Source organism: Sorangium sp. So ce295 (genome assembly GCF_051527405.1).
In the GTDB taxonomy this organism is placed as follows: Bacteria; Myxococcota_A; Polyangia; order Polyangiales; family Polyangiaceae; genus Sorangium; species Sorangium cellulosum_B.
In genome coordinates this window covers 2,547,900-2,571,520 of record NZ_CP150324.1, presented here as the reverse complement: position 1 = coordinate 2,571,520, position 23,621 = coordinate 2,547,900, and the positions used below count along the sequence as shown (strand labels likewise).

The 23,621-nt window shown below is 72.7% G+C and carries 14 protein-coding genes; 8 read left to right on the top strand and 6 right to left on the bottom strand.

Going from position 1 to position 23,621, the window contains the following annotated elements; all coding sequences use genetic code 11:
• Positions 1 to 103: 103 nt before the first annotated feature.
• The 3 genes from smc to WMF11_RS09790 all read left to right on the top strand — a co-directional run bounded on the left by smc (position 104) and on the right by WMF11_RS09790 (position 6,111).
• Positions 104 to 3,709, top strand: coding sequence for a chromosome segregation protein SMC (gene smc, locus WMF11_RS09800; RefSeq protein ID WP_437908166.1), 3,606 nt, complete (start codon positions 104 to 106; stop codon positions 3,707 to 3,709).
• A complete protein-coding gene (locus tag WMF11_RS09795; RefSeq protein ID WP_437977267.1) occupies positions 3,706 to 4,287 on the top strand; it encodes a hypothetical protein in 582 nt (193 codons plus the stop codon). The genes smc and WMF11_RS09795 overlap by 4 nt, the downstream gene beginning before the upstream one ends.
• Before the next feature lie 174 nt (positions 4,288 to 4,461).
• Positions 4,462 to 6,111 carry an ATP-binding protein gene (locus WMF11_RS09790; RefSeq protein ID WP_437908163.1) on the top strand — a complete coding sequence of 550 codons (1,650 nt, stop codon included), beginning with the start codon at positions 4,462 to 4,464 and terminating at the stop codon, positions 6,109 to 6,111.
• A gap of 108 nt (positions 6,112 to 6,219) precedes the next feature.
• Here WMF11_RS09790 and WMF11_RS09785 read toward each other — a convergent pair whose 3' ends face one another.
• The 4 genes from WMF11_RS09785 to WMF11_RS09770 form a co-directional block, all read right to left on the bottom strand.
• Positions 6,220 to 9,615 (bottom strand): PHP domain-containing protein, encoded by a 3,396-nt coding sequence (locus tag WMF11_RS09785; RefSeq protein ID WP_437977266.1) that lies wholly within the window; start codon positions 9,613 to 9,615, stop codon positions 6,220 to 6,222.
• Positions 9,612 to 11,477, bottom strand: coding sequence for a DinB/UmuC family translesion DNA polymerase (locus WMF11_RS09780; protein WP_437977265.1), 1,866 nt, complete (start codon positions 11,475 to 11,477; stop codon positions 9,612 to 9,614). Before WMF11_RS09780 ends, WMF11_RS09785 begins: the two co-directional genes overlap by 4 nt.
• 13 nt (positions 11,478 to 11,490) lie before the next feature.
• Positions 11,491 to 12,291: a recombinase A gene (locus tag WMF11_RS09775; RefSeq protein ID WP_231864756.1), complete on the bottom strand. Its 801-nt coding sequence runs from the start codon at positions 12,289 to 12,291 to the stop codon at positions 11,491 to 11,493.
• Positions 12,292 to 12,564: 273 nt separating this feature from the next.
• The gene (locus tag WMF11_RS09770) at positions 12,565 to 13,713 is read right to left on the bottom strand and encodes a citrate synthase (protein WP_437977264.1); all 1,149 of its coding nucleotides are present in this window, start codon (positions 13,711 to 13,713) and stop codon (positions 12,565 to 12,567) included.
• 214 nt (positions 13,714 to 13,927) lie between these two features.
• On the opposite strand from WMF11_RS09770, the gene WMF11_RS09765 reads away from it, so the two are divergent.
• Positions 13,928 to 15,217, top strand: a complete 1,290-nt coding sequence (locus WMF11_RS09765; protein WP_437977263.1) for a citrate synthase family protein — start codon at positions 13,928 to 13,930, stop codon at positions 15,215 to 15,217.
• Between the two features lie 15 nt (positions 15,218 to 15,232).
• Here WMF11_RS09765 and WMF11_RS09760 read toward each other — a convergent pair whose 3' ends face one another.
• The gene (locus WMF11_RS09760; RefSeq protein WP_437977262.1) at positions 15,233 to 17,179 is read right to left on the bottom strand and encodes a potassium transporter Kup; all 1,947 of its coding nucleotides are present in this window, start codon (positions 17,177 to 17,179) and stop codon (positions 15,233 to 15,235) included.
• Positions 17,180 to 17,237: 58 nt separating this feature from the next.
• Entirely contained in the window at positions 17,238 to 17,900 is a 663-nt protein-coding gene (locus WMF11_RS09755) for a UdgX family uracil-DNA binding protein (RefSeq protein WP_437908153.1), read from the bottom strand.
• A gap of 149 nt (positions 17,901 to 18,049) precedes the next feature.
• Here WMF11_RS09755 and WMF11_RS09750 point away from each other — a divergent pair, with 149 nt between their 5' ends.
• The 4 genes from WMF11_RS09750 to WMF11_RS09735 all read left to right on the top strand — a co-directional run bounded on the left by WMF11_RS09750 (position 18,050) and on the right by WMF11_RS09735 (position 23,616).
• Positions 18,050 to 18,781 (top strand): TetR/AcrR family transcriptional regulator, encoded by a 732-nt coding sequence (locus tag WMF11_RS09750; protein ID WP_437908151.1) that lies wholly within the window; start codon positions 18,050 to 18,052, stop codon positions 18,779 to 18,781.
• A gap of 350 nt (positions 18,782 to 19,131) precedes the next feature.
• Positions 19,132 to 19,515, top strand: a complete 384-nt coding sequence (locus tag WMF11_RS09745) for a hypothetical protein (protein WP_437977261.1) — start codon at positions 19,132 to 19,134, stop codon at positions 19,513 to 19,515.
• A gap of 181 nt (positions 19,516 to 19,696) precedes the next feature.
• Positions 19,697 to 20,365, top strand: coding sequence for a hypothetical protein (locus WMF11_RS09740; RefSeq protein ID WP_437977260.1), 669 nt, complete (start codon positions 19,697 to 19,699; stop codon positions 20,363 to 20,365).
• Between the two features lie 155 nt (positions 20,366 to 20,520).
• Positions 20,521 to 23,616: a CheR family methyltransferase gene (locus tag WMF11_RS09735; RefSeq protein ID WP_437977259.1), complete on the top strand. Its 3,096-nt coding sequence runs from the start codon at positions 20,521 to 20,523 to the stop codon at positions 23,614 to 23,616.
• Positions 23,617 to 23,621: the final 5 nt, after the last annotated feature.

The window sequence follows — 23,621 nt, the reverse complement described above, 5'->3', positions numbered from 1 at the left end:
CCGCGCGGCGCCAGCCCACGTAGACCCCGAGACGCCAGTTGTGACGGTACGTGGCGTGCTGTGACGATACGTTTAAGCCCGCCCGGCCGGTCCCGGGGACGTCATGCGCATTCGTAAGCTCGAGATCAGCGGGTTCAAATCGTTCGTCGACCGGACGGTGGTCCATTTCGACACGGACGTGGTGGGCATCGTCGGTCCCAACGGATGCGGCAAGTCGAACATCGTCGACGCCATCCGGTGGGCGATCGGGGAGCAGAGCGCGAAGCACCTGCGCGGCAAGTCGATGTCGGACGTCATCTTCAACGGCTCCGAGACCCGCGCCCAGCACGGGATGGCCGAGGTGACGCTCACCTTCGACAACAGCGAGCCGACGGCGGCGTCGCAGCTGCCGCTGGAGTACCGCGACTACGCGGAGATCGCGGTGACGCGCCGGCTCTTCCGCGACGGGACGAGCGAGTACCTCATCAACAAGACCCAGGTCCGGCTCAAGGACGTGACCGACCTCTTCCTCGGCACCGGCGTCGGCACGAAGGCCTACTCCATCGTCGAGCAGGGAAAGATCGGGCTCATCGTCTCGGCGCGCCCCGAGGACCGGCGGATGCTCATCGAGGAGGCCGCCGGCATCACGAAATACAAGGCCAGGAAGAAGCAGGCCGAGCAGAAGATGGACCAGACGCGGCAGAACCTGCTCCGCGTGGGGGACATCGTCTCCGAGATCCAGCGGAACCTCGCGTCCTTGAAGCGCCAGGCGGCCAAGGCCGAGCGGTACGTCAACTACCGCAAGGAGCTGGAGGACCTCGTGCTCCACGAGGCGTCGCACAAGCTCCTCGAGATCACGGTGCTCACGCAGCACGAGTCGCTCGGCAGGGCCGCGCACGCGGAGCGCGAGCAGGCGTCGCGCACGGCGCTCTCGGCGCGCGAGGCCGAGATCGAGGTCACCCGGCTCGAGGCCCTCGCCTGCGAGGAGCGGGCCGAGCGCGCGCAGAACGAGGCGTTCGCGGCCGACAACCAGGTGCGCACCCACGAGGCGGAGATCGCGCGGGCGCGCGACCGCCTGCGGCACCTCGAGGAGCGGCTCGTCACCGCGGCCAAGGAGCAGGGAGAGCTCGAGAAGACGGTCGAGGAGCTCAGCGCAGAGAAGGCGCAGCTCGAGGCGCAGCTCGCCGGCGTCGACGAGGAAGAGGCGCGGGAGAGCGAGCTCGCGCTCGAGCAGCACGAGCGGCTCGAGGAGCTGCGCCACGGAGAGCGGACCGCCGAGCACGAGGTCGCCGCCCTGCGCCGGCGGGCCGCCGAGGCCACCGCGGCGGTCGCGGCCGCCGAGGCGTCGCTCACCGGCTTCGATCGGCGCATGGCAGAGATGAGCCAGCGGCGTGCGAAGCTCGAGGACGAGCTCGGGCGGCTGATGTACGAGTCGGAGGAGCTCGAGCGGCGGCGCTCGTCGCTGACGCGCAACGTGACGGAGCTCGCCGAGGGGAAGCGGATCTCGGCGGAGGAGCGGTCGCGGCTCGATGTCGAGATGAAGGCGCTGCGCGAGCAGGCGGTCTCGAGCGATCGCGCCGTGGAGCACGCCAAGAACGAGCTCGGGCAGCGGCGCAACCGGCTCCGCGCGCTCGAGGAGCTGCACGCGCGGCTGGAGGGCGTCGGCGCCGGGGTGAAGAACCTCCTCAAGACCAAGGACCCGGCGCTGCTCGGGCTCGTGGCCGACCGGATCGAGGCGCCGGCCGAGCTGACCGCGGCCTTCGCGGGGCTGCTCGGGGACCGGCTGCAGTGCGCGGTCGTGAGCGACGTCGAGCGCGGGATCGCGCTGCTCGCGGATCTGTCGAAGAACAACCGCGGGCGGGCGAGCGTGATCGCGGCGCGGCCCTCGTTCGTGGCCGGCGCGACGCGGCGGCCGCCGCGCGGGGAGGGCGTGCTCGGGCCGCTCGTGGACCGGCTCGTCTTCGCGCCCGAGGACGAGGCGCTGGCGCGCGCGCTCGTGGGGGACGCGGTGGTCGTCGCCTCCGCCGAGGTCGCGGCGCGGCTCGCGGCGGAGGGCGCCGGGTGCACGCTCGTGACGCTCGACGGCACCGTCCTCCGTGAGGACGGCGTGGTGAGCGGCGGCTCGGGCGACGCGGTCGCGGCCGGCATGATCGAGCAGAAGCGGGAGATGCGCGCGCTGCACGAGTTCGTCGCGACGAAATCGGAGGAGGTGACGGCGCTGCTCGACGCGCAGCAGAAGCTCCGCCTGCGCATCACCGAGGTGGGGACGGCGCTGGAGCGGGCGCGGAGCGAGGCGCACGAGGGAGAGCTCGCCCTGGTGACGGCCGAGAAGGATCTCCGCCGGGCGGAGGAGCAGCTCGCCGCGGCGCAGAAGCGCGAGGGCGTGGTGCGCTCCGAGCTCGAGGACCTCGCCGACAACCTCGACGCCGGCGGGAACGAGCAGCAAGCGGCGCGCGACAAGCTCGAGGCGGGGCGAGCGGCGCGCGAGGCGGCGGCGGCCGGCCTCGAGCACGCCGAGCAGGTCGCGGCCGAGTGGCGCGAGCGGGTGCTCGGGCAGCAGTCGGTCGTGACCGAGCGCAAGGTGAAGCTCGCGCGCGTGCGCGAGCGCGCCGCGGCGGCGCGGGGCACGGTCGAGCGGCTCACGCGGTCGTGCAACGAGCTCCGGGGCCGGATCGCCCGGCTCGACCAGGAGCGGACCGAGAGCGCCGTGGGCGCGGGGAAGGCCGCGGCGACGATCATGATCGCGCGCGAGGCGCTGGTCCGCGCCGTCGCGGAGGCGCACGCGGCGCAGGCCGCGCTGACCGAGGCGCGGCGCTCGCTGGACGAGGCGCGGCAGGCGCACGGGGTGCGCGAGGCCGACCTGCGCGGGCTGCGGCAGGAGCTGGCCGAGGTGTCGGAGCGGCTCCGCAAGCACGAGCTCGCGCTCGAGCGGCTGCGGGTCGAGCACGACCACCTCATCGAGGGGGTGCGCGAGCGCTTCCGCGGGCTGGAGCTCGCCCGCGTGGTCGGCGACTACCACAAGCGGCCGCCCGCCGACGCCTCGCACCGCGCGCGCATCCAGGAGCTGACGGAGCTGCTCGACCGCATGGGCCCCGTCAACCTCGACGCCGTGCGCGAGCACGCCGAGGCCGAGGAGCGGTACACGTACTACTCGGGCCAGAAGGCCGATCTCGAGAAGGCGCTCGACGACCTCGAGAAGGCGATCGCCCAGATGAACCGCGAGTCGAAGCGGCTCTTCAAGACGACGTACGACGGCATCAACGCGCGCTTCAAGACGCTGTTCCCCAAGATGTTCCGCGGCGGCCAGGCGGAGCTCCGGCTGACGAACCCCGACGACATGCTGGAGACGGGGATCGAGATCCTCGCGCAGCCGCCGGGCAAGAAGCTCGGGAACATCGAGCTCATGAGCGGCGGCGAGAAGGCGCTCACCGCGGTGTCGCTCATCTTCGCGATCTTCCAGTTCAAGCCGTCGCCGTTCTGCATCCTCGACGAGGTCGACGCGCCGCTCGATGAGGCGAACGTGGCCCGCTACAACGAGGCGATCCGGAGCATGACGAGCCACTCGCAGTTCATCCTCATCACGCACATCAAGCGCACGATGCAGTCGGTCGACGTGCTCTACGGCGTGACGATGCAGGAGCCCGGCGTCTCGAAGCTCGTCAGCGTGAAGATCAACGAGACGGCGAAGCGCCCGGAGCGCGAGGCGGCGCCGGCGGCGGCGGTGGCGTGAGCGCGGAGGGGGCGGCCGCGCAGCGCCTGTCGCGCGGCGCCTCGGGGCTCCGGCACCTCCGCTGGGCCCGCGAGGTGCTGGCGACGCTCGAGGCCCACGTCGAGCACAATACGGCCCTCTCCGGCGCCGATCGCGAGGCGCTCCAGGGCGAGGCGAGCGCGCTCGCAGCGGCGGTGCAGGCGCTCAGCGGGGCGGTGAAGCCGTACCGGGATTTCCTCGAGCGGACGCGGGTCCGCTACCGCGGGCGCGTGCGCGTCGCGGAGTACCTGGTCCGAGAATCCAACGCGGGCGAGGCGGGCGGCGCGGTGCGCGCGCACCTTGGTGCGGCGCGCGCGCACCTCGAGGAGGCGCTCGTGGAGCTCGCCTGGATGGAACAGGCGCAGCGCCAGCCGCTCAAGGCAGCGCTCTCGGACGAGATCGATCGGCTGCGCGAGGCGCTGGCGCGGATGGATGCACACCTCGCGGGGCGGCTCTCCGGGAAGTTCGTCGAGAGCCTGTATCCGCCGCTCACGGACGGCGCGACGAGGATCGCCGACGACGGCGATCCGGACGACGACGCGACGTCCAGCCTTCGATAGCCGCGCGAAGCGGGCGAGCCGACCGGCTGGCGCGCGGCTCGAAGGAGACCGGCGAGGCGCCTGGCAGGCGCAGCGGAACGGATCACCATGCCTGCACGCCGGGATGGAGATGCGGTAAAGGATCTTCGAAGGACTCCTGAAACGGGTCTTCGAAGGACAGCTGAGAGGACGTCGATGGGCTGCGCGGAGCCGGCCGCCATCCTGCTCCTCCGCGGGCGCGCCGCGGCGAGCGAGCGATTCGAAGCGCTGATCCGACGCCATGTGCCGGACGTCGGCGTCACCTCCGATCCCGCGCACGCCCTCGAGAGGTGCCTGAGCGACGCGCCGCCGGTGCTCGCCGTCGACTGGAGCGAGCCCGCCAGCGCCGCCGCGCTCTGCGGCCGCGTGCGGGCGCAGCCCGGCGGCGACGCGGTGTTCGTCCTCGCGATCACCGAGCGCGACGGGGACATCGACGGCATCCTCGCGGCCGGCGCGAGCGATTTCCTCCTCGCGGGCGGCGACGGCGCGGGCCCCCGGGCGCGGCTCTCCGTCATCCGCGAGCGCGCCGCGCGCGACGCCGCCTCGCGCCAGGCGCTCGCGCAGACGCAGGCCCGCCTCGTCGGCGCCGGCCGCATGGCGAGCGTCGGCACGCTGGCCGCCGGCGTCGCCCACGAGATCAACAACCCCCTCGCCTTCGTCATCACGAACGTCGACGCGGCCATCCGGCGCATCGGCTCGCTCGATCGCCGGAACAGCGCTGCGCGCGGCGGCCCCTGGGCGCGCTCTCACGGCGACGGCCGCGCGCCGTCGAGCGAGCTCTCCGACGTGCTGAGCCTGCTGGAGGACGCGCGCGAGGGCGCCGAGCGGGTGCGGCTCATCGTGCGCGATCTCCACAGCTTCTCGCGCGCCGAGGAGGACCGACGCGGGCCGGTCGATCCCCGGCGGGTGCTCGACTCCTGCGTCCACATGGCGATGAACGAGATCCGGCACCGCGCCCGCGTCGTCCGGAGCTTCCAGGAGGTGCCGCCCGTCCAGGCGAACGAGCCGCGGCTCGCGCAGGTCTTCCTGAACCTCATCGTGAACGCCGCGCAGGCCATCCCCGAGGGGCTCGCCGAGCAGAACGAGATCGAGCTCTCGACGCGCTGTGACGCCGAGGGGTCGGTCGTCGTGGAGGTGCGCGACACGGGCGCCGGGATCGCGCCCGAGTCGCTCGCTCGGATCTTCGAGCCGTTCTACACGAGCAAGGAAGCTGGCGAAGGGCTCGGGTTGGGGCTCGCGATCTGCCACTCCATCGTCACGGCGCTGGGGGGTCGGATCGAGGTGGACAGCCGCCCCGGCAAGGGGAGCACGTTCCGCCTCGTCCTCCCCGCCGCCGCGGCCAGCGAGGCGCACGCCTCCGCTGCGCCCGGCTCGCGCGCGTCGAGGTGGCCGCGCGAGAACGGCAGCCTCGACGCGCTCGCGCCGGAGGCGGCGCAGCGGCAGCGGGTCCTCATCATCGACGATGAGCCGCTGCTCACGCGGGCGATCGCGGGGACGCTCGAGCCACGTCACGAGACGACCGCGACCGCGAGCGCGCGCGACGCGCTCAGCCGGATCCGCGCCGGAGAGCGCTACGACGCCATCCTGTGCGACCTCATGATGCCCGATATGACGGGAATGGATTTCTACACTTCGCTTGCCGAGCATGCGCCCGAGCAGCAGCGCCGTGTCGTGTTCCTGACCGGCGGCGCCTTCACGGAGCGCAGCAAGGCGTTCCTGCAGCAGGTCAACGCCCGGCTGCTCCTGAAGCCGTTCGACGCGGCGACGCTGCTCTCGCTGGTCGACGAGGTCGTCGCCGCCCGCTGACGAGCGCGCTGGTCGACGAGGTCATCGCCGCCGCCCTGACGAGCGCGCGAGCTCTCTTCACGCGCCGCCGATCGCCCCGCGCTCCGGGAGCGCGGCGTCGGCGCGCCCTCACCGGTAGTCGCGCGATTTGAGCGCGATCTCCTCGCCGCTGGGCAGCTCCAGCCGATCGAGCTCGCGCGCGAGCACGTGGACGACCTCGCCCTGCCGCTCGATCCGCCCTGCGACGAGCAAGAGCGCCGCGTTCCTCGCCACGTGCTCGTACTCCGCGAAGACCTGCCGCTGGACGATGACGTTGACCACGCCGGTCTCGTCCTCGAGCGTCATGAACGTCACGCCGCTCGCGGTCGCCGGCCGCTGGCGTCCGACCACCATCCCGGCGACCCGCACGCTCTCCCCGTCGCGCGCGGCCTTGATCTCCTCGGCGGTCCGCACGCGCCCGGCCCCGCGCCGCCGCTTGAGCGCCCGCCGCACGTGCCGCATCGGGTGGTCGTGCAGCGACAGACCCACGCGCCCGTAGTCCAGCGCGAGCTGCTCCAGCGGCCTGAGCGGAGGGAGCCCGACGTCCCGGTCCTGCTCGATCGGGACGCCCTCGAACAACCCCTCCACGCGGGGGGCGCGCGCGCGCCAGAGCGCCTCTCTCCGGGCAGGCACCAGCGCGGCGAGCGCGCCCGCTTCTGCGAGCGCCTCCACCTCGTTCTTCTTCAGCTCCGTGCGCCTCACGAGATCCGGGAGGCTCGTGAACGGCGCCTCCTCGCGCGCCGCCACGATCGCCGCCGCGGCCGCCTCGCCGAGGCCCTTCACGAGCCGCATGCCGAGCCGCAGCGCCGGGCCCGCCGAGGGCTCGGCGGAAGGCTCCAGGATCGCGTCCCACGCGCTCTGCACCACGCACACCGGCCGCACGTCCACGCCGTGCCGCTGCGCGTCCTGCACCAGCGCCGACGGGCTGTAGAACCCCATCGGCTGCGCGTTGAGCAGCGCGCAGGTGAACGCCGCCTGGTGGTGGACCTTGAGCCAGGCCGACGCGTACACGAGGAGCGCGAAGCTCGCCGCGTGCGACTCCGGGAAGCCGTACTCCCCGAAGCCCTGGATCTGCTGGTAGAGCATCTCCCCGAACCTCGCCGAGATCCCCTGCTCGGCGAAGCCCTGGATGAGCCGCCCGCGGTGCCGCTCCAGGCGCCCATGCTTCTTCCACGCCGCCATGTCGCGGCGCAGCTGGTCGGCCTCGCCCGGCGTGTAACCCGCGCCGACCATCGCGATCTGCATCACCTGCTCCTGGAAGAGCGGAACGCCGAGCGTGCGCTCCAGGATGGGATCCAGGCACGGGTGCGGGGACACCGGCGGCTCTTGCCCCGTCCGTCGGCGCAGGTAGGGGTGCACCATCCCGCCCTGGATGGGCCCGGGGCGCACGATCGCCACCTCGATCACCAGGTCGTAGAACTTGTTCGGCTTCAGCCGCGGGAGCATCGCCATCTGCGCGCGGCTCTCGATCTGGAACACCCCCACCGTGTCGGCCCGGCCGATCGCCTCGTAGACAGCCGGATCCTCCGGCGGGATCTGCGCGAGCGCCGCGATCGGATCGAACGCGGCGCCTCGGCCCGCGTGGAGCAAGACCCCTGCGGGCGCAGGGTCCCCTGCCGCGTCGACCAAGGGACCCGCGGGCGCAGGGTCCCCTGCCGCGTCGACCAAGGGACCCGCGGACGCGGGGTCCCGTGCCGTGTGGACCAAGGGACCCGCGGACGCGGGGTCCCGTGCCGTGTGGACCAAGGGACCCGCGGACGCGGGGTCCCGTGCCGTGCGACCCGCGAGCGCGGCGTACCGGTCCGAGTGGATCAAACCGAGCGCCTTGCGGATCGCCGTCAGCATGCCGAGCGCCAGGACGTCGATCTTGAAGAAGCCGAGATCGTCGAGATCGTCCTTGTCCCACGGGATCACCGTGCGGCCCTCCATCCGCGCAGGCTCGACCGGGGCCACCTTGTGCAGCGGCTCGGACGACAGCACGAAGCCGCCCACGTGGATCGAGAGGTGGCGCGGGAAGCCCTCGAGCGCGCTCGCCATCATGACGGCCTGCCGGACGCGCACGTCATCCGGATCGAGGCCCGCCTCGCTGACCCGCTGCTCGGTGATGTCCGCCTCGTGGTGGAGCACGAGGCCGCTCAGCCGATCGACCTGATCCGTTGAGAAGCCGAACGCCTTGCCCACCTCGCGGAGCGCGCTCTTGCCGCGGTAGGCGATCACCTCCGAGACCATCGCCGCCCGGTCGCGCCCGTACATCTCGTAGATCGCCTGGATCACCTCCTCCCGGCGCTCGTGCTCGAAATCGACGTCGATGTCCGGGGGCTCGTGGCGCTCCTCCGACAGGAAGCGCTCGAAGAGCAGGCTCGACCGGGCCGGGTCCACCGCCGTCACGCCGAGCACGAAGCACACCGCGCTGTTGGCCGCGCTCCCGCGGCCCTGGCAGAGGATCTGCCGCGCGCGCGCGATCTTCACGACCTGCTGCACGCTGAGGAAATAGGGCGCCACGCCGAGCTTCGCGATCAAGGCGAGCTCCTTCTCGATCTGCGCGCGCACGGGAGACGGCGTCCCTTCCGGGTAACGGTCGCGGCAGCCCTCCTCGGTGAGGCGGCGCAGCGCCTGATCTGACGTCTCCCCCGGCATGCAGAGGGCGTCGCTCGGGAAGCTGTAGCGGAGCTCGGACAGCGAGAAGCGGCAGCGGGACGCGACCTCCACCGTGCGCGCGACCCAGGCCGGATGATCGCGGAACAGCGCCGCCATCTGCGCGCCGGACCGCACGTACGCCTCCGCGTTCGGCGCGATCCGCGTCCCCGCTTGATCGAGCGTGGTCTTGGTCCGGATGCACGCGAGCACGTCCGCGAGCGGCTTGCGTGACGGGTGATGATAGAGCGGGCGCGCCGTCGCCACCACGCAGTGGCCGTAGCGGCGCTCCGCCGCGAGGGCCGCCGCGACGCGCTCGCCGTCGCGGCGGTCGAGGTGCTTCCAGGTCGCGACGAGCGCGCGCTCGCCGAACGCGTCGCGCAGCGTGCCGAGGAGCGCGCCGGAGACGCCCGCGGGCACGAGAGGGTCGAGCGGCACGATCGCGGAGAGGCCCCGCTGCGCCGCCGCGATCGCCTCCGCCGAGATGCTCGCCATCCCCTTCTCGCACTCGGCGTGCGCGATCGTGAGGAGGCGGCAGAGGTTCGCGTAACCCTCGCTGTCCTGGACCAGGAGGACCACCGACGGCCGGACCTCCGGCGCGCGCTCGGCGCCCACGCGCGGCGCGCCCAGCGTCAGCTCGGCCCCGACGATCACCCGCTGCTCGACCTTCTTCGCCGCCGTGTGCGCGCGCACGCTGCCGTAGATCCCGTCGCGATCGCAGAGCGCGAGCCCCTCGAGGCCGAGCTCCTTGGCGCGGTGCACGAGCTCCTCGGGGTGCGAGGCGCCCTCCAGGAAAGAGAAGCAGGAGCGGCCGCAGAGCTCCACGAACGGGACCGACGCGCCGGCGCTCACTCGCACCACCCCTGCAGGAAGGCCTCGCCCGTCGCGCGGTCGACGTAGATCCACGCTTCGCCGCAGGAGCTCGCGCTCGCGCCGTCTCGAGGAGGGCGCAGCTCGCCGAGGCGCGCCGGGGCGGCCTTGCCGGACGGAGAGCCCGAGACGAGCCAGGCGCGCGCGTAGTCGCGCGACGCCGGCGTGGGCGTCCACCACTCCACCGCGTCGATCCGCATCACGAAGGAGAGCCGCTCGATCGCGTAGAGGTGCCGATCGACGGCCACGATCGCCCCGCGCCCCACCCGGCCGAGCGGGATCGGCTGCGCGAGGAGCCGCGCGGGCTCCAGCGCCGGCGCGTCGGCGCCCCCCGCCTGCTCCGCCGCGCCCCGATCCGCCGCGGCGCGCGCGCGGGCCGCGGCGGACGCGCGCGTCATGGCCGCCTCGCCAGAGGCCGGCACGAGCCGCGAGCGCGCCTCGGGACGGTGCGCGTCGGCGATCTCCAGGATGCCCACCCGCTCCTGGCCGATCTCCGCCGAGAGCTCGGCCAGGAGCGCCGGCAGGCTGTCGGGATCGACCGACCGGTCGCGCGACAGATCGAGCTGCACCCGGCGGGCCCGCGCGATGCGCGAGGCGATGACGTGGACCCCCACCGCGGGCGCCGCGAGCTCGATCCGCTCGAGCCTCGCCTTCAGCGGGCGGAGCAGATCGCCCGCGTCCGAGAGGGGCACCGGCATGTCGACGTGGAAGCGCAGCGAAGGGCCGCGCCCGTCGTCTTCCAGGAGCGCGGCGGCGCCGTCGTCCTCGCGCTCGCCGAGGCGGAGCCGCGCGATCGAGCGATCGTAGGCGATCGCCACGTTGAGCCGCCCGCACGCCTCCCCGCGCGCGGCGAGCCGCGACGCGATCCGCGACGTCATGCCGCGCAGCACGAACAGGAGCGACTCGGCGCTCTCGATCGGCTCGTCGAAGAGCACCTCCTCCTCGAGCAGCCGGGGCACCTCGAACGGCAGGAGCGGAACGGGATCGCGGCCGGCGAGGAGCTCCATCACGTCGGCCGTCCGCGGCCCCAGCCGCGCCGCCACCTGCGCCCGCGGAAGGCGCGCGAGATCCTCGACGCGGAGCACGCCGAGCCGGACGAGGAAGCTCGCCACCTCGCGCTCGACCGGGAGCGCCTGCACCGGCAAGGGCCCGATCGCCTGCGCCCCCTTGCCCGGCGGCGCGATCGGGGCCTCCGCCCCTCCCCCGCCGTCCGCGTGCGCGCCGAAGCGCGCGAGCGCCTGCGCGAGCCGCGGCCCGTCGGCGATCGCGAGCCGCGCCCGGTGACCGAGCGCCGCGACGCGCTCGCCGAGCTCGCCGAGCAGCGCCTCCTCGCCGCCGACGAGGTGCGACGCCCCGGTGATGTCGAGCCACACCGTGTCGTACGGGCCGTCGCCCCAGGGGCTCCGCGCCTCGCTCACGGCGCGCTCGGGAGCGCGGCTCGCCCGCGCCGCGCCGGCGCGCGGGGCCCCCTGCTCGCCGAGCTGGATCGACGCCGTCGCCCCGAGCCCGAGCGCCACCTCGGCGACCCGGCCGAGCGCCGCGTCGATCTCGGCGAACGTCACCCGGTGGATCGCGAGGTGGGCGACCAGCGCCGCCGCCTCGACGACCTTCTGCCCCGGCCTCACCCCGTACCGCCTCGCCTCCTCGTCGACCACGTCGATCACGGCCGCCGGCGCCTGCGCCTCGCGCTCGGGCTGCGGGGCGAGCGCCGCGCGGCGGTCCTCCTCGCCCCCGAGGATCACCGCGAGCGGCGCCTTCCCGCTCGGCGAGACCGGCCCGCGCTGCTTCACCAGCTCGCACGCGAGCTGCGGGAGCACGATCGCCACAATGCGCCTCACCGCCATCGCCTCTCCTCCCTCACGCCCGCGACAGCGCGGGCCGCGGCTCGCCGCCCGCCGTCCGCTCTGCCCTGTCCCCGGGCCGCTCCCCGAGCACCACCGGGGTCGGCGAGGTCACGCGCCCTCGGCGGTCCTTGGCGACGCGGACCATCAACCGGTTCTCGGCGACCTGCTCTAGCTCCAGCCGCATCGCGACCGGCAAGGGCATCGGCCGCGCCGCCTGGCGATCCGTGAGGAGCAGGATCGTCCCGTCGCTCCCCTCGATCGCCAGGGCGAGCTTGCGCACCACGTTGACCCAGCGCGCGAGGTCCTCCTCGCGGCGCCCCGCCCCGGGCGCGCTCCGCTCCCCCTTCCCAGCGCCCTGGCCGAAGGCCCCCGGGACCCCGGCCACGTCGATCACGAGCACCGCGAACGCCCGGCTCATCGCCATCCGGACCGCGACCTTCGCGAGCACCTCCGGCGGGGGCCGCACCACGAGCAGCCGGCTCAGATCGACCTGCGCGCGCGCGACCGCCGGCGCGTAGAGCGAGCCGCTCGGATCGATCCACGCGCACCACGCCCCCGCCGTCGCGCTCGTCCCGCGCAGCCGCGCCTCCGCTTGCGCCGACGCGCACGCGGAGAGGGCGAGCGAGGTGGAGCGCCCCAGCCCCCGCGGCGCGGCGAGCTCCACCACCCCCCCGCGCGGCAGCCCCCCTTCCGGGAGCGCGTCGTTGATTTCCCGCAGGCCGAGCGGGAGCGTCTTGGCGCGCGCTTCGAACTCGGGGAGGGTATGGCGCAGGAGGTCCCGGGCAAGCGGAGCGGCAAGAGCGGCGGACGACATACTGAACACGATAACAGTGCCCCGCGAGGCTGCCAACTTTGCAGGACGAACAACGTCCTACCCGCGCCCGGCGCGTTCTCCTTTTGTCCTTCCAGGGCTGTGGAACGGCCTCTCCGGCAATTTCTGTGCGGATCGGATGGCAGGACGACGGGGAGGAAGCGAATGCCGTCACGGACTCTTCAATAAGTCCGACTTGGGCAGGTCGACCTCATGGCCGGCGACGATGAGCGCTCCTGCCAGCAGCCCCGCCGCGCGCGCGGCGGGCCCGACGCCTCAATGCGGCGGAGCTGCCGCTCTAGGGACGCCCCCGATGTAGCGTGAGCTCGGGCGAATGAGCCGCCCCGCGCGCCGTTGCTCGTCGATGTGCGCGCACCAGCCCGCGACCCTGCCCACCGCGAAGGTCGGCGCGAAGAGCGCGCGTGGCAGTCCGAGCGCGTCGAGCAGCACCGCCGTGTAGAACTCGACGTTCGCGCGCAGCGGGCGCTCCGGGTGCCGCGCGCTGAGCGCGGCCTCGGCCGCCCGCTCGACCTCGCGCGCCAGCGCGAGCCGTGCGCTCCGCGCGCCGCCTGCCGTCCGCTCGAGCCGCTCGATCGCCCGCTCCAGCACCGCCGCCCGCGGATCCCTCACCCGGTAGATCCGGTGGCCCATGCCCATGATCCGCCGGCCCGCCGCGAGCTCGGCCTGGATCCAGCGCTCGGCGCAGCCCGGGGCCGGCGCGCCGCCCTCGCCCGCCTTCGCCGCGACCGCGTCCAGCATGTCGAGGACCGGCCCGGGCGCGCCGCCGTGGAGCGGCCCCTTCAGCGCGCCGATCGCCGCGACCACCGCCGAGATCGCGTCCGACCCCGTCGAGGTGACCACGCGCGCGGTGAAGGTGGACGCGTTCATGCCGTGATCCGAGACCGTCACGAGGTACGTGTCGAGCTCGCGCGCCTCGGCCTCGCTCGCCGCAGCCCCCCGCGCCATGCGCAGGTAGTCGGCCGAGAGCCGGAGCGCCGGATCGGGCGCGACCGGCGCCTCCCCCGCGCAGCGCCGCGCCCACGCCGCCGCGAACGTCGCGACCGCCCCGGCGATCGCCGCGGGCGGGACGTCGCCCGAGAGGTGCGCGACCGCCGCTCGGATCGCATCCATCCCGTCGCCCGCCTGGAGCGCGTCCCCGAGCCGCCCGAGCAGCGCGAAGGCCCTCGTCCGCCCCTCGGCGATCGCTCGCCGGAGCGACTCCCGCTCCGCCGCCCCGGGCAGCGCGCCGCCCCAGAGCAGCCCGCACGCGTCCTCGAAGGTCACCCCGCCGCCGCCGGCGAGCTCCTCGACGTCGTGGCCCGCGAGGGTGAGCCTCCCCCGCTCTCCGTCCACCTCCGAGAGCCGCGTCTCCGCCACCACCACGCCCTCCAGGCCGCTCGCGAGCGGCGCCGCCACATCCCTCATTCCGATCACCTCCGCTGACGACATCTTGGGCACCGCACGAGGTTGATCAACCTTGATTGTACAATCAACCATGCACGGCCTCGAAGCGCGTCGAGGAAGAATCCCGGAGGACGCCGAGGAGGGCGGTGCTAGGAGGGACGTGTGTCGTCGGCGCGCGCGACGCTGGCGCCTCGTGCATCGGAAGACAGCATGGATGCAACGTGGATGGGCGCTCATGGTGGATCTACCTGACTCCGGTCAGCGGCCCTCGGCGTACGTGACCGGCGCCGAGGCGGCGGAGCTGCTCGGCGTGAAGCGGGAGACGCTCTACGCGTACGCGAGCCGGGGCGTGCTCCGGGGGGTGCCCGGCGGGCGAGGGCGCGCGCGGCTCTATCTCCGGGCGGACATCGAGCGGCTCAAGGCGCGGCACGACGCGCGCGCCGGCCACGGCCCGGTCGCCGCCGAGGCGCTCCGGTGGGGCGAGCCGGTGCTCGAGTCGGCGCTCACGGCGATCGGCCCGCGCGGGCCCGTCTACCGGGGCAAGGAGGCGGTCGCGCTGGCGCTCGACGACGTGCCCTTCGAGGCGGTCGCCGAGCTGCTCTGGACCGGCGAGCTGCCGGCGGAGGGCGCGCCGACTGCGCGGCCAGGCCGGCTGAGCGTCCGCCCGGCCAAGCTCGCGGCGCTCCTGCCGGAGGGCGCGCCGCCGTTCGTCGCGCTCGCGCTCGTGGTGCCCGCGCTCGGCGCGCACGACGCGACCCGCCACGTGGGCGCGCCCTCGGGCGACGGGCGCATCCCCACGGGCGACGCGGAGCGCGCGCGGGCGCGGGCCCTCGTGCGATCGCTCGCGGCGCTCGTGGGCCTCGGGCGGGACGCGCGCAGGGCGACCGACGCCCTCGAGGCCGACGGGGCGGCGCGGCGGCTGCTCCTCGCCCTCGGCGCGAACCCCTCGAAGAAGGCCGAGCGCGCCGTGAACCGCGCGCTCCTGGTCTCGGCCGATCACGAGCTGAACGCCTCGACGTTCGCGGTCCGGGTGGCCGCCTCCACCGGCGCCGACCTCTACGCCTGCGTCAGCGCGGGGCTCGCCGCGCTCTCCGGCCCGAGGCACGGCGGCATGACGGACCGGGTGGAGGCCCTGGTCGCCGAGGCAGGCCGGCCCGAGCGCGCCGCCGCCGCGGTCCACGAGCGGCTGCGCCGCGGCGAGCCCATCGCCGGCGTCGGGCACAGGCTCTACCCCGAGGGCGACCCCCGCGCCCAGCTGCTGATCGACACGGCCCGCGCGCTCGCCCCGCAGAGCGCGGCCTTGCGCACGGTGCTCGCGCTCGTCGACGCGCTGCGCGACGCCGGCCTCGATCCTCCGTCGCTCGACCTGGGCCTCGTCGCGATCGCGGCCGCGCTCGGCCTGCCGGCCGGCACGGCGGCGGCGCTCTTCGCGGTGGGGCGCGCCGCCGGGTGGATCGCCCACGCGTTCGAGCAGCGGGAGGCGGGGTACATGCTCCGGCCGCGCGCCCGGTACACGGGGCCCTGAGCCCCGCGCCCGTCCCTAAAAATCGACCTGCATTCCGAGCTCGACCACCCGGTTCGGCGGCAGACCGAAGTACGCCGTCGCCGGCCGCGCGTTCCGCGAGATGAAGGCGAACAGCCCCTTGCGCCACCGGGACATCTTCGAGCGCCCGGTCGTCAGCAGCGTCTCCCTGCCGAGGTAGTAGCTCGTCCTCCCGAGATCGATGTCGAGCCCGTGCCGCTTGCACCCCTCGAGCACCGACGGCGCGTTCGGCGTCTGCATGAAGCCGTAACACGCGGTGACCTGGTAGATCCCCTCCCCCCGCGGGATCACCGTCGTGCGCCGCTCCGCCGGCACTTCCGGCACGTTCGTCACCTGGATCGAGAGGAGCACCACCTGCTCGTGCAGCACCTGGTTGTGCTTCACGTGGTGCAGCAGGATCGGCGGCGTGCCCTCCGGGCTCGACGCCATGAAGACCGCCGTCCCGCGCACCCGGTGCGGCTTCACGCGCTTCACGTCCTCGAGGAACATGTCGAGCGGCAAGATCGCCGACTTGATCGCCTCGGCGAGGTGCTTGCGCCCCGTCTTCCAGGTCGTCATCACCGTGAAGATCGCCGCGCCCATCACGATGGGCACCCAGCCCCCGTGGAAGAACTTGGCGCTGTTCGCCGCGAAGAACGCGAGATCGATCACCAGGAAGAGCCCGGCCAGCGGGAGCGATTTCCAGACCGGCCAACCCCACGTCTTCCGGGTGACCACGTAATAGACCACCGTGGTGATCCCCATCGTCCCCGTGACGGCGATGCCGTAGGCAGCAGCGAGCGCGCTCGAGTTCTTGAAGGTGAGGACCAGCACGATGCACGAGATCAGGAGCCCGCTGTTCACCTCGGGAATGTAGATCTGCCCCGCCTCGTCCTTCGACGTGTGGACCACCGTGACACGCGGGAAATACCCGAGCTGCACCGCCTGCTGGGTCAGCGAGAAGGCCCCGGAGATGAGCGCCTGGGACGCGACGACCGTCGCCGCGGTGGCGATCGCCACCGTGGGGTAGAGCGCCCACGACGGGACGAGCGCATAGAACGGGTTCGCCGCCGCGGTGGGGTCCGCGAGGAGCTTGGCGCCCTGGCCGAAATAATTGATGAGCAGCCCGGGCCAGACGATCGTGTACCAGGTGTATTTGATCGGAACGCGGCCGAAATGCCCCATGTCGGCGTACAGCGCCTCGCCGCCCGTGATGCAGAGGACGACCGCGCCGAGGATCAGGAAGCCATGCAGTTGGTTCTCGACAAAGAAGCTCACCGCGTAGGTCGGTGAGACGGCCCGGAGCACTCCGGGGCTGCTGATGAGCTCCTTGGCCCCGAGCAGCACGAGCGTGACAAACCACACGAGCGTCACCGGCCCGAAGATCGACCCGACCCCGGCGGTGCCGCGCTTCTGCACGAGGAACACGGCGAGCAGCACGCCGCAGGTGAGGATCGGCACGACGGCAGGGTCCAGCTTCGGGATCGCGACATCGAGGCCCTCCACGGCCGAGAGCACCGAGATCGCAGGCGTGATCACGCCGTCGCCATAGAGGAGCGCCGCGCCGACGAGGACGAGGAGCACGAGGAGGCCGCGGCCCTCGCCCTTGCGATCGCCGCTCGGGACGAGCGCGAGCAGCGCGAGGATGCCGCCCGCGCCCTCGTTGTCGGCCCGCGTGATGAACGTCACGTACTTGACGGTCACCACCATCATCAACGACCAGAACATCAGCGAGAGCACCCCGAGCACGTTCTCGGGCGTCGGAGCGACGTGGTGCGGGCTGCTGGGGCTGAAGCACTCCTTCATCGCGTAGAGCGGGCTCGTCCCGATGTCGCCGTAGACGACCCCGAGCGCCGCCAGCATCAGCGGCCACATCTTCTTCGAGCTCCCCAGGTGGGCGCGCTCGGCCATCGGAGAGGACGCGGGGCGCTCAGCGGCAGGGACCGGTCGTGGGCTCATCGTCATCGCGGGCGAATCCTACTCCATCGAGAGCGCGCCTCGCGAGGAGGCGGCGCGCGCCGGCTCAGCCGAGCGCGCGCGCCGCCACGGTGAGATCCTCGATGAAGCGGGAGAGCTCGGCTCGCCTCGTCGCTTCGTCTGGCATGCGGAGGATCGACGCGGGGTGCACGGTCGCCAGCACGCGCGGCGCGAGCGGCGAGGCGACGATCCTGCCGCGCTCACGCGTGACCCGGAACGAGCCGCCGAGCAGCGCCTGCGCCGCCGTCGCGCCGAGGCATACCACGATCGCCGGCTGCACAACCGCGATCTCCGCGGCGAGCCACGGCAGGCACGCGCGGATCTCGCGCGCGTCCGGCTTCATGTGGATGCGGCGCTTGCCGCGCGGCTCCCACTTGAAGTGCTTCACCACGTTGGTCACGTACGCCCGGCGCCGCTCGATCCCCGCCGCCTCGAGCGCGCGATCGAGCAGCTGCCCCGCCGGACCCACGAACGGCTTGCCGGCCAGGTCCTCCTTGTCGCCCGGCTGTTCGCCGACGAGGAGCACGTCCGATCGCGCCGCGCCCTCGCCGAACACCGTCTGCGTCCCGCGCTCCCAGAGCGGACACGCCCGGCACCGCGCGGCGGCCTCGCGCAGGCTCGGCAACGAAGGAGGGCTGGGGACGAGAGCCGACGCCGTCGCCTCGCCGACCCCGCGCCCTGCTGCATTTCGTCTCGCCACGGTCGCCATGACCGCCTCCGCAGCATCGCTCGTGCCATGGGCGACGCGGCGCGGTCGAACGCGCCGCGTCGCGAGGAGCGCGGCCGACGAGCGTCTTGACGGCTTCCGGGAGCCTTCCCATAGTGCCCCGGTCCTCCGACGTTGACCGACCAGTCAGAATGCCCCGCCTTGCCGATCGCCGCGCCCGGATCGAGCTGCTCCGCGCCGCCGAGGCTGCCTTCACCGAGCGCGGCCTGGCCGCCGCGAGGGTCGAGGACATCACCGAGCGCGCAGGCGTCTCGAAGGGCGCGTTCTACCTGCACTTCCAGAGCAAGGACGACTGCTTCAAGCAGATCGTCGAGACCTTCATCGCGCGCCTCGCCGACTGCGTGGAGCCGCCGCCCATCGTCTTCGAGGCCGAGCGAGCGTCGGTGAACGAGTACTTCAAGCGGGTCCTCGCCCACGACCTCGAGGTGCTCGAGTTCTGCTGGCAGAACCGGGCGCTCCTCAGGATGATGCTGGCGGGAGGCGGTGGGACCCCGTACGCCTACCTGATCGACGAGTTCGCCCAGCGCGTCGCGCGGCAGGTGGAGGGCCGCGTCCGGTACGCGATCGACATCGGCCTCTACCGGCGCGATCTGGAGCCCAGCGTCATCGCCGCGCTCATCTCCGGCGCCTTCGATCGCCTGGTGCGCAAGCTCATCGACGCGCCGTCCAGGCCAGACATCGCCGCCTGGGCCGCGCAGGTGCTCCAGCTCTTCACGCACGGCCTGCTCGCCCCGGAGGTGCGCGCCGTCGCTGACCTGTCGGTCATGGAAGCCCCCCCGCGCAGCGCGCGGCAGACCGCCGCCCCGCCGCCTGCCTCAGCGTCGAGCAGCGAGCGCCGGCGCTCCAAGGCCAAGGCGACCTAGGTGAACTGGGCGACCTAGGTGTAGGGCTTTGCCTGAATAGAACTGCCGGACGCTCAGCGGTGCCAGGACGGCTTACAGGGAATCCCTGACAAGCGATTCCATATCGCCCTAGCGGTCGGTCGGGCAGCAGCTGGGCTACAGCTAGCAGTCAACGGGATTTTCGGCGGGACAGTGAGGGGGTGAAGCGGGGAGCCGGCGGGGGAACCGTTCGGGCAACTCGGGAGGAGCGCAGCCTTGGGGAGCGGTCCTGCTCGTTCAATCGCACCAGGCTGGCCGTCGCGCGCTCTGGCCGGTCGCAGGCACTCTCTGGACGGCTCTCCGCAGAAGAACGGAACTGTCGAGGGGGCGGAATGGGCATAAAGACGGGTCGTGATGGACGGTTAATCCAGGAGCTGCTCCGGCAGACCTGCCGCTCGATCCAGTGGCGTGCGGACACCGCAAGGTCGATTGCGGACAGGATCGAGGTCGCCCTCGCCGAGCACGCGCTCCACGTGTCCACGCCGGACGTCGACCTGCGCGTCCGGCTGACCAAGGACTTTGCGCTCGCCATCGCGATACGCGTGCTGTCCTTCGGCGAAGAGGCCGAGGAGTCGCTGAGCAAAGCCCTGTGTCAGGACAGGTCGCTCATGGCGGAGCTCGTGAAGGCAGAGTGGCAGCTCGTGCGCGCCGCCTGCAGAACAGCCGAGCAGACCGCCGGGAGGCTGGTGCTGCTGACGGCGGTACCGGAGGCGTGAGACCGCAAGCAGGACGAGCGCCGAGGACTCGCGCCCTGGGCTCACGGCGAGAGATCCGTGAGAATCTCATGGAGCGGGGGGCTCGCCCGCTCGGCCCGGCGCCATGGCGAGCTGCACTCCGGAAGCTGCTGTCGAGAGCGCAGACACCGCATGACGCGACCGGGCCCACGAGGCGATAGAAATGGCGCCCCAGACCAGCTACAGCATTTACGTTCGCTTCCGGGGCAGGCGGCTCGCGCTCACGAAGCACATCCGCTCGCTCGAGACGGCCCGGTCTGCGCTGCAGGCCTTGCGGGCAGAGCGGTTCCACGACGCCGATCAGGTCTTCCTCGTCAACGACGCGACGAAGCAGATCGTCGACGAACGGGGGTGGGAGGACGCCGCGGGGCACGCGGAGGATCAGCAGATCAGCGTCAATCTCCGCCTTCCGACCGATGGCAAGCGCGCGGAGCGCACGCAGGACGCTGGAAACGACGAGGTGGATCGATCGCTGCAAGGGGCGCAGGCTCCCGCGCTGCTCGCGGCGTCCGAGGTGCTCGCGGCACCCGCCGAGCCCATGGCGCGAGCCGAGGGCGAGGCGCGGCACGTCTCACCGGAGAGGAGGTGGTCCGGGGTCGAGAACCTGGAGCCGCCGCGCGTGCGCCTGCGCCGCGCGATGGCGGCAGCCCAGGTCGCCCGAGCGCACCATGACGCCGCGCTGGAGGCCATGACAAGGCTCCAGCCCGGCGGGAGGATGGACGAAATGGCACGGATGAGGCTCAACGATTCTGCCCGAATGGTATCCGACCGATCCGCACACATCATCGAGCGGCTCGAGCAACTCCTGAAGCGCCTGGAAGGCGCGCGCTGATAGGGTGAGATGACCGTGAGGCGCCGTGTCCCATGCGCGACATGGACGACGACAGCCATCGTTGACGGACCGCCCACCGGAACCTTGGCTTAGTCCCTGTCAGGCTCCCGCCGTCGCGAGACGCGTGAGAGCGCGCCCAACCGTTCAAGCCAACAATGCCCGAACAGAAGAAGTCACGCCGGACGCAACTCGGGGCACCGGGCCCGAGCGACGCCGCGCCCCAGGCCGGCAGGGCATCCGCGCCGGGGCGCGCGCCGGTCCCGCCCGAGGACGCCGGCGAGAGCCCCGCGGCGGGCGAGCCGCGCCCCGAGGGTGAGCTGCGCTTTCCCGTCGTCTGTGTCGTCGCTTCGGCCGGCGGACGCGGCGCGATCGCGGAGCTCCTCCGGCGGTTGCCCAGCAGAGATACCAGCCTCTCTCTCGTCCTGATCTACAGCGCAGATCCAGGGGAGCTCCCCCTCCTCGAGCTCGTGGCGCAGAGCAGCTCTCTCCCTGTTGCCGAGCTCCGATCGGGGATGAAGCTCGCGCCGGGTCGCGTCCAGGTCCTGCCCCCGGAGGCGCAGGCGACGCTGGCGGGGCTCCGCGTCGAGCTCGCGCCGCGGGGCGAGGGCGGCCCGGGCCCTGGCGATCTCTTCCTGCGCTCGCTCGCGGGCGAGCTGGGGTCGGGCGCGGTGGCCGTCGTGCTGTCCGGCGCCGGGAGCGACGGCGCGCTGGGGCTGAAGGACGTGAAGGCCGAGGGCGGGGTCACCTTCGCGGAGAACCCGCGCGGCGCGGAGCGGCCGGCGCTCCCGCGGAGCGCCATCGCGGCGGGAGGCGTCGACTTCGTCCTCAGCGTCGAGGAGATCGCGGCGGAGCTCGTGCGGATGGGTCGCCCCGGGCACGTGCTCGCTCCATGGCTCAGGCAGGGTGCGCCCCTCGGCATGGACCCCGATCTCAGCAAGCTCCTTCGGCTGCTTCACGCCGCGGTGGGCGTCGACTTCAGCCAGTACAAGAAGAGCACCCTGAGGCGGCGCATCCAGCGGCGAATGACGCTCCATCGGCTCGCCACCCTCCAGGATTACCTGGATCATTTGAGAGCGCACCCCGGCGAGATCGAGGATCTCTACCAGGACCTCCTCATCAAGGTCACCACGTTCTTCCGCGATCCGGGCGCCTTCGCCGCGCTGAAGACCCACGTGTTCCCGGTGCTCATGCACAGCAGGCCGCAGGACTCCCCTGTTCGCATCTGGGTGCCGGGCTGCTCGACGGGCGAGGAGGTCTACTCTCTCGCGATCTCGTTGCTCGAGTTCCTCGAAGCCGACGCGACCGATCATGCCATTCAGATCTTCGGCACCGACCTGAGCGAGGCGGCCATCCAGCAGGCGCGGTCCGGGATCTACATCGAGAGCATCTCGATGGACGTCTCTCCCAGCCGGCTGCGCCGCTTCTTCGTCAGGGTACAAGGCGGCTTTCAGGTCAACAAATCGGTCCGCGATCTGTGCATCTTCTCGCGCCACAACGCCGCGGCCGACCCGCCCCTGCTGAAGCTCGATCTCATAAGCTGCCGCAACCTGATGATCTACCTGGAGCCGAGCCTGCAGCGCCGGCTGCTGCAGACGTTCCACCAGGCCCTCAAGCTCACGGGTTTCCTGCTCCTCGGCTCGTCCGAGAGCCTCACCACGGCGCCCGATCTGTTCGGGGTCGTGGACAGGACCCACAGGATCTTCTGCAAGCGCGCCGCGTCGGAGGCGGCCCACTCGCTCGCCCTCACCGCGCCCGCTCTGCCCGGCGCGCCGGTGGTCGCGCTGGCGTCGGAGAGGCCGCGGGAGCCCGAGGGGCTCGGCATGGATGCGGTGCGCAAGGAGGCCGACGCCATCGTCATGGCGCGCTATGCCCCCGCCGGCGTGGTCGTGGACGAGGAGATGCAGATCGTCCAGTTCCGGGGCAAGACGGGGCCCTACCTCGAGCCGTCACCGGGCGACGCGAGCCTCCACCTCTTCAAGATGGCCCGAGAGGGGCTCGTCCTCGGCATCCGGGCCGCCGTCGACGCGTCGATGACCTCGGGGGTGATGGCCCGCAAGGAGCAGCTCAAGGTCAGGCAGGACGAGAAGATCCGGTACGTCGACGTCGAGGTCTGGCCGCTCAAGGTGCGGCTCCCGCAGGGGCGCTGCTTCCTCGTCACCTTCTCCGAGTCGGGCGCCGCGCGGCTGGACCGGCCGGGCAGCGACCCGGCCCCGAGCGACGCCCAGAAGGATCTGGAGATCGTGCAGCTCCGCAGGGAGCTCGTGACCACGAGGGAGTACCTCCAGTCGCTCATCGATGAGCTCGAGGCGACGAACGAAGAGCTCCTGTGCACGAACGACGAGATCCTCGCGAGCAACGACGAGCTGCACAGGGTGAACGACGCGCTCGAGGGCGCCCACGACGAGCTCGAGTCGGCGAACCAGGAGCTGACGACCATCAACGAGGAGCTCCGCAGCAGCAACGTCGCGCTCGGCCTCGCCAACGACGAGCTGCGCAAGCTCCTCGGCGGCATGAACATCCCGATGCTGATGGTCGACGCGGACCTGCGGATCCGCCGGGTCGCCGGCGCCGCCGACAAGCTGCTCGGCCTCGCCGCGAGCGACGTGGGCAGGTCCATCCTCGAGGTGAAGTCGAGGAGCGTGGCCGACATCGCGCCGGTCGTCGCCGAGGTGCTCGGCAAGATGAGCACCGTCGAGCGGCACGTCGAGGACCGCGACGGGCGCTGCTATCTCATGCGAGCACGCCCTTCACGGACCACCGACGACGAGGTCGACGGCGCGGTGATCTGCTGGCTGGAGAGCGAGGCGCCGAGGCGCGCGGCGCGCGAGCTCGCGGGCGGGCGCGACCGCCTCTCCGCCGTCTTCGAGGTGCTGCGCCATCCATTCCTCCTGCTCGACGGGGAGCTCCGGATCCGGGCGGTCACCCGGCGCTACTGCGAGCAGTTCATGGTCCCGCTCGGGGACATCGAGGGACGATCGCTCTCGGCCATCGATGCCGGATGGAACACCCCGCAGCTGGAGCAGCAGCTCCGGGATGTGCTCCACCGCCGCGCCGCGCTCGTCGACTTCCGCCTCGAGGCCGTGCTCGCGCACGCCGGCCGCAGGACGCTCTCGTTCTCAGCCTTCCGGCTCCAGGCCGACGAGGGTGAGCTCCCTGCCCTGCTGCTCGTCGTCGAGGACAGGACGGCGCCCGAGATCGATCCGGCCGCTCCACCCGGGCTGCGGCCAGCGCGCCGCGCCGGCCCCGGCTGACGCGC

What these genes read in the sequence shown, in the direction of transcription:
- smc (WP_437908166.1), top strand. Translation starts at nt 104, where the DNA reads ATGCGCATTCGTAAGCTCGAGATCAGCGGGTTCAAATCGTTCGTCGAC.
- WMF11_RS09790 (WP_437908163.1), top strand. Translation starts at nt 4,462, where the DNA reads ATGGGCTGCGCGGAGCCGGCCGCCATCCTGCTCCTCCGCGGGCGCGCC.
- WMF11_RS09780 (WP_437977265.1), bottom strand. Translation starts at nt 11,477, where the DNA reads ATGGCGGTGAGGCGCATTGTGGCGATCGTGCTCCCGCAGCTCGCGTGC.
- WMF11_RS09775 (WP_231864756.1), bottom strand. Translation starts at nt 12,291, where the DNA reads ATGTCGTCCGCCGCTCTTGCCGCTCCGCTTGCCCGGGACCTCCTGCGC.
- WMF11_RS09770 (WP_437977264.1), bottom strand. Translation starts at nt 13,713, where the DNA reads ATGAGGGATGTGGCGGCGCCGCTCGCGAGCGGCCTGGAGGGCGTGGTG.
- WMF11_RS09765 (WP_437977263.1), top strand. Translation starts at nt 13,928, where the DNA reads ATGGTGGATCTACCTGACTCCGGTCAGCGGCCCTCGGCGTACGTGACC.
- WMF11_RS09760 (WP_437977262.1), bottom strand. Translation starts at nt 17,179, where the DNA reads ATGACGATGAGCCCACGACCGGTCCCTGCCGCTGAGCGCCCCGCGTCC.
- WMF11_RS09755 (WP_437908153.1), bottom strand. Translation starts at nt 17,900, where the DNA reads ATGGCGACCGTGGCGAGACGAAATGCAGCAGGGCGCGGGGTCGGCGAG.
- WMF11_RS09750 (WP_437908151.1), top strand. Translation starts at nt 18,050, where the DNA reads ATGCCCCGCCTTGCCGATCGCCGCGCCCGGATCGAGCTGCTCCGCGCC.
- WMF11_RS09745 (WP_437977261.1), top strand. Translation starts at nt 19,132, where the DNA reads ATGGGCATAAAGACGGGTCGTGATGGACGGTTAATCCAGGAGCTGCTC.
- WMF11_RS09740 (WP_437977260.1), top strand. Translation starts at nt 19,697, where the DNA reads ATGGCGCCCCAGACCAGCTACAGCATTTACGTTCGCTTCCGGGGCAGG.
- WMF11_RS09735 (WP_437977259.1), top strand. Translation starts at nt 20,521, where the DNA reads ATGCCCGAACAGAAGAAGTCACGCCGGACGCAACTCGGGGCACCGGGC.